This window comes from Photobacterium sp. Ph5 (assembly GCF_022129445.1).
Taxonomy (GTDB): Bacteria; Pseudomonadota; Gammaproteobacteria; order Enterobacterales; family Vibrionaceae; genus Photobacterium.
In genome coordinates this window covers 1-5,593 of the sequence record NZ_JADQAQ010000093.1, presented here as the reverse complement: position 1 = coordinate 5,593, position 5,593 = coordinate 1, and the positions used below count along the sequence as shown (strand labels likewise).

At 39.9% G+C, this 5,593-nt stretch carries 7 protein-coding genes; 4 read left to right on the top strand and 3 right to left on the bottom strand.

Annotated elements, in window-relative coordinates:
• Positions 1 to 139 precede the first annotated feature (139 nt).
• Together tcdA and mltA are read right to left on the bottom strand one after the other, a co-directional pair.
• The gene (gene tcdA / locus I3259_RS19795; RefSeq protein ID WP_238031391.1) at positions 140 to 949 is read right to left on the bottom strand and encodes a tRNA cyclic N6-threonylcarbamoyladenosine(37) synthase TcdA; all 810 of its coding nucleotides are present in this window, start codon (positions 947 to 949) and stop codon (positions 140 to 142) included.
• A 121-nt stretch (positions 950 to 1,070) separates the two neighbouring features.
• Positions 1,071 to 2,204 (bottom strand): murein transglycosylase A, encoded by a 1,134-nt coding sequence (gene mltA / locus I3259_RS19790; RefSeq protein WP_238031390.1) that lies wholly within the window; start codon positions 2,202 to 2,204, stop codon positions 1,071 to 1,073.
• A 307-nt stretch (positions 2,205 to 2,511) separates the two neighbouring features.
• Between mltA and I3259_RS19785 the strand changes: the two genes are divergently transcribed.
• The gene (locus I3259_RS19785) at positions 2,512 to 2,727 is read left to right on the top strand and encodes a hypothetical protein (RefSeq protein WP_238031389.1); all 216 of its coding nucleotides are present in this window, start codon (positions 2,512 to 2,514) and stop codon (positions 2,725 to 2,727) included.
• Here I3259_RS19785 and I3259_RS19780 read toward each other — a convergent pair.
• Positions 2,724 to 3,134 carry a DUF2850 domain-containing protein gene (locus I3259_RS19780; RefSeq protein WP_238031388.1) on the bottom strand — a complete coding sequence of 137 codons (411 nt, stop codon included), beginning with the start codon at positions 3,132 to 3,134 and terminating at the stop codon, positions 2,724 to 2,726. The two genes, I3259_RS19785 and I3259_RS19780, sit on opposite strands and share 4 nt — an antisense overlap.
• Positions 3,135 to 3,305: 171 nt before the next feature.
• Here I3259_RS19780 and argA point away from each other — a divergent pair, with 171 nt between their 5' ends.
• The 3 genes from argA to I3259_RS19765 all read left to right on the top strand — a co-directional run bounded on the left by argA (position 3,306) and on the right by I3259_RS19765 (position 5,500).
• Positions 3,306 to 4,634 (top strand): amino-acid N-acetyltransferase, encoded by a 1,329-nt coding sequence (gene argA / locus I3259_RS19775; RefSeq protein WP_238031387.1) that lies wholly within the window; start codon positions 3,306 to 3,308, stop codon positions 4,632 to 4,634.
• Between the two features lie 146 nt (positions 4,635 to 4,780).
• A complete protein-coding gene (locus tag I3259_RS19770) occupies positions 4,781 to 4,936 on the top strand; it encodes a DUF5993 family protein (protein ID WP_005371575.1) in 156 nt (51 codons plus the stop codon).
• Between the two features lie 15 nt (positions 4,937 to 4,951).
• Entirely contained in the window at positions 4,952 to 5,500 is a 549-nt protein-coding gene (locus I3259_RS19765) for a disulfide bond formation protein B (protein WP_238031386.1), read from the top strand.
• The last annotated feature ends 93 nt before the right edge of the window (positions 5,501 to 5,593 follow it).

Sequence of the window (5,593 nt, the reverse complement as noted above, 5' to 3'; positions counted from 1 at the left end):
CGGACAAAAGAAAGGACCGAACGTTTCCACGTTCAGTCCTCTTTGTGCCATCCAAATATCCGTTTAGGTATAAACGATGATACTTATCCGAACGGCATTAGATCATGTGATCTGCCTTTTTCATTTAACGATCAATCGATTACTGTTTATATTTCTCGATAAGCTTTCGCAATATTTGCGATACCGCTACAAAACCAAACGTTGCCGTCACTACGGTTGCCGCGCCAAAACCACTCGCACAGTCCATACGCTTAGGCCCTTCTGCCGTTGCTTTCACTGCACATACAGAGCCGTCAGCTTGCGGGTATTTCAATTGCTCGGTTGAAAACACGCAATCAATGCCAAACTTACGTTTTGGGTTCTTCGGAAAGTTATGATGGCGACGCAAGGTATCACGTAACTTCTTCGCCAATGGATCTTGAATTGTCTTAGTTAAGTCAGCGATCTGAATTTGCGTTGGATCCATTTGACCACCAGCACCACCGGTAGTGATCACTTTAATTTTATTACTCTTACAGTATGACAGCAGTGCCGCTTTTGGCTTCATGCTATCAATCGCATCCAGAACATAATCAAACTCTTTTGATAAGTATTCTGCTTGATTATCAGGCGTAATAAAATCATCAATCAGATTCACTTTACACTCTGGATTAATCAGGTGAATGCGCTCAGCCATCACTTCAATTTTACTTTTACCGACGGTCCCCGTCATTGCATGAATTTGACGATTAATATTCGTCACACACACGTCATCCATATCAATCAGGGTAAGTTCACCAATACCGGAACGTGCTAACGCTTCTGCTGCCCATGAACCAACACCGCCAATACCAATCACGCACACGTGTGCAGCACGAAGAATGTCTACTTCACTATTACCGTATAAACGACGTGTGCCGCCAAAACGTTGGTTATAACTGTCGGATGCTGGGGTATCAAGTTCACGCATAATACTTCTTCACTGATCTGATGGATAAAGAAAGAGTGCGTTTTTATACGCACTCTTAATAGAATTGTCCAGTTGTTAGCATGAAGCTCATTTGGCTGCGATGCTATCTAGCATAACGAGACTATGGCTTTAACCAAGGGTCTTGTGTTGCTGTATTTTTTAAGCCTAAACGCCATACACGACCAAAGTGCTTATAGTGCCCTGCATCAGTACCTGCCTGCTTACCCATGCCATGGTAAAGATCTAGGTGGTTTTTCTTCACCGCACCGCCGGTATCTAACGCCAATAGTAAACGTAAAACGTGCTTACCGGTCCAATGACCTTGTGCATCAAGCTCTGGTACTTCAGCTAATAACGCAGAGCCCATTGGAATATATTTTCGATCTGCCGCTACTGCAGCATTCGCCAGCAATGGAATACCCGCACTGCCTTTAACATCTAAGCTTTTTGATGGCTTAAAGAAAACAAATGATGGGTTTTGCTCTAACAGCTCACGTACTTCAGCATCACTATGGGTTGATACCCACTCTTGGATTGCTTTCAGCGACATTTTTTCTTTCGGTACTTCACCACGATCAATTAATACTCGACCAATACTCACATAACGATGACCATTTTTACCGTTATAACCAAAGTATTCTAACTGATCATTGTCTTCATAATGTACAAAACCACTACCTTGTACCTCCATCATAAAGATATCTAACATCGATTTACTATAACCAAGCTCTAAGCCTTTACCTTTCAACGCACCGTTGTAAATTTCAGCACGTGATGGGCAACGACCTTGGCATTTTGGCATCGCGTAGACAGGATAGCGGAACGTGGCGTTCGGCGTATGGCGTAACTCAATCACTGGTGAGTAATAGCCAGTAAACATCACGTTACCTTTATTATCCCCCCCACCCATTTGCGCAGCTTCAATACCGTAATTTGCTAATGTACTTGGATCACCACCAGTACTGATCCATTTTTCAAGTTGGTTATACAACGGGCCATATTTACGCGCCATTGATGGCGAGCGCGTTACCACCATCTCTGCTTGTGGGGCGAATGTTGTGTAATCTCGCTGCTTATCTGACTTTATCGTTGATACACGATTTAATACATGTGAAAAATAGTTACCAAGATATTGATGAGCTAATGGATTTTTTTGAATTGCGGTTTGTTCATTAGTCGGTTTTGTAACATCATTATTCGATGCACAACCAACTAAACCAAACATAATAATAGCGATTGTTGCTTTACGTAACACGATAGATAAGCCTATAAAAATTTTAAAATGCGATAGCGATATACCGCAAACATGATGAATGCATGTCGATTGCCAGTAATAGTAGCAAATCAATAGCGATATAACGTAATTATCTTAAGCCACATTTGTATCTAAATGTCATTGTAGTGTCTGCATTTTCATCTAAATAATGTGGATATTTATATTATTGATAATTCATCCAATGTCATATTCCTGTCACATATAAACGATTTAATAAAATCGTAATAAAAAGTAAATAACTTACAAATTAATAATAAAAATAGCGCACTCATAAGGATATAAAGAGATGCAATCACCACTTAAAGTTGGCAAAGATACCTTGTTAGATCCCAATGCTATTGAATACCAATGGATAAGAAATTTGACCAGCGAAGGGGTTCCCCAGCATCAAATTAACCACGTGATCCAACATTGTCTCGGCGGCACACCACAGATAGCTGAACTCTTGAGACAGATAGCACTCAAGCAAAGTTCCATCCATGAGCTACTAAAACTGATTTAATTGAGTAGTAGTGACGTACGTACAAAGGTAGAAATGTAATGAGCAGGTTGATGACGAATAAATGTGTTATTAAGATAAAGATAAGAATAATGCAGCTCACCTAATTGATAACTTAATGTTTGACCATCCCAGCTATATTGCGTCGTCACTAACCGTCCATCTCGATAAATTCCAAGTGGGCGGATCTCAAAACTCTCTGCAGCATATCTCGCGACATCATGCTCTTTCCAATAGCCATATATACCTACAGGTGAAGGAGGCTTCAGCCAAGAAGATAATGATTTTTTTGACACAAACAGACTGGTTAGCACTAAACCACCAACTAGTAGCAAAATCAAAATAATGGTTTGTGAACGTTTTGTCATCAGATGAGAAGTACTGACTTTAGATGATTGTACTTTATCCAATTACCACCTCCACAATAACTACTAAGATAATCCAGCTTCATAGATTATTCGAAATGTTAGTTTTGAATCACTGCCATAACATCCTTGTAAATACTATCACTTAAATACTGTACAAATTGACAAATTAATTTACTTTATCCATATAACTTTTTTGTACATGGATGTCAGATAGTGAAAAGACGTAGTACACCGCTGGTCAAAGGATTCAGACAATCAGCTCCATACTTAAATGCACATGTTGGGAAAACCATGGTGATCATGGTGGGTGGAGAGGCATTTGCCGATCCCAATTTCGATAATATCGTTAATGATATCGCACTACTTAATAGCCTAGGCATTCAAATCGTTATTGTCTACGGTGCTCGTCCACAAATCAGTACATTACTAGCAGAGCAAGATTGCCATTCGCCTTATCACAAAGGCATACGTATTACTGATGAACGTTCGCTGGAAATTGCCAAGCAAGCTGCGGGACAACTTCAGCTAGATATCACCGCTCGCTTTTCAATGGGGATCCATAATACCCCAATGGCTGGCGCACAAATTAATATCATTAGTGGCAACTTTATTATCGCCCAACCTCTCGGTGTTGATGATGGTGTAGATTATTGTCATAGTGGAAAAATTCGCCGTATTGATACCGATGCAATTAAACGCCAATTAGCTCAAGGGTCAATTGTACTACTTGGTCCTATCGCAAGTTCGGTAACGGGCGAGTGCTTTAATCTCACCTCAGAAGAAGTTGCAACCCAAGTTGCTATCCGTTTAAAAGCCGACAAACTTATTGGTTTTTGCTCAGAACAAGGCGTTATTGGTGACAACAATGAAATTATCTCTGAATTACTGCCCAACGAAGCCGATGATATCCATCAAAAACTTGTCGTACAGCGAGCGCAAGACTGCGGCACTGGGCGCTTCCTACGTGGTGCCATTAGTGCTTGCCGAGCAGGCGTTCCTCGTAGCCACCTGATCAGCTACAAAGAGGATGGTGCATTAATTCAAGAACTTTTTTCTCTTGATGGTATCGGCACTCAAATCGTAATGGCGAGTGCAGAAAAAGTACGGCGCGCCAATATTAATGACATTGGTGGCATTCTGGATCTGATCCAGCCATTAGAGCAAGAAGGAATTTTAGTTAGACGTTCACGCGAACAACTAGAGCAAGAAATTACTCAATTTACGATTGTAGAACGTGACAATTTAATTATAGGTTGTGCTGCACTTTACCCCTTTCCTGAAGAAAAAATGGCGGAAATGGCCTGTGTGGCAATTCATTCTGACTTTAGGGATGATAATCGCGGTGTATTACTACTCAATGAGTTATGCCAACAAGCCCGTCAACAAAACCTCAATCACTTATTTGTATTAACAACCCGAAGCTTACATTGGTTCCGCGAACAGGGCTTTTCTGAATGTGATGTAGATAGGCTGCCGATGGCAAAAAAAGCACTATATAATTACCAACGAAGATCAAAAATCCTCATTACGAGAGTAAAATAATTGACATAATATTAACAACATGATGACCTAAGAGCGTAAAATTGTCTGTGTAGAGTTATTTTACTAAAAACATGCTCAACTAAGATAACGATATATATACAGATACTTAATTAAAAATAACAAATCACTTTAGGTTAAATCAGCTTATGATGAGTTTAATATTTCTATTACTTTTGATTGCAATGGTCAGCGCTTTCATTGGTAAAAAAAATGTAGGATATGCGTTTTTTGCCGCATCGGTAATTATTGGCTTGTATTGGTTTCATCACCATGCAACTGATTCGCTATCAATTTTATTATAAGAAGGGAGATGATGAATGAATAATAAACATGTAACCCTTCTTAATAGCTTAGGCCTATTAGGTATTACTTTTGTATTACTAATGGGTTCAGTATTACAAGTCGCTTGGAATGAGTTACCTTGTCCACTGTGTTTATTACAGCGTCTTGGTTTTGTTATGGTGATGTTTGGCTTTATGCTTAATGTCGTCTATGGCACTCAGCAACGCCATTATGGTGTAATCCTAGTCGGTGCACTATTTGGCGCAGCGACAGCGCTTCGCCAAGTATCACTACATGTCATCCCTGGCACACCAGGTTTTGGTAGTCCGATCCTTGGTATGCACTACTACACATGGGCGTTTGTGATCTTTGCTATGGCAATCGCTGGCGTAGCACTACTTCTAATGCTTTGGAATAAAGAATGGACAAGCGAAAATTATCAAATGAACAAATTTGGTAAGTTTGTTTGTATCTTGGCAATTATCGCTGTGTTGATCAACGTTGTATCAACGTTCCTTGAATGTGGTCCTTACCAATGTCCTGATAATCCAGTTAGTTACTGGTTATTAGACATGTTTAAGTAACATCTTAAATAGTGACCAAGAAAAAACGCCAGCACAAATGCTTAATGCCGATCAGTTAAGACAAAAATGATCAGTTGAACGATCCTATAGATG

Coding starts and splice junctions, on each gene's coding strand:
- tcdA (WP_238031391.1), bottom strand. CDS start 949: ATGCGTGAACTTGATACCCCAGCATCCGACAGTTATAACCAACGTTTT.
- I3259_RS19785 (WP_238031389.1), top strand. CDS start 2,512: ATGCAATCACCACTTAAAGTTGGCAAAGATACCTTGTTAGATCCCAAT.
- I3259_RS19770 (WP_005371575.1), top strand. CDS start 4,781: ATGATGAGTTTAATATTTCTATTACTTTTGATTGCAATGGTCAGCGCT.
- I3259_RS19765 (WP_238031386.1), top strand. CDS start 4,952: ATGAATAATAAACATGTAACCCTTCTTAATAGCTTAGGCCTATTAGGT.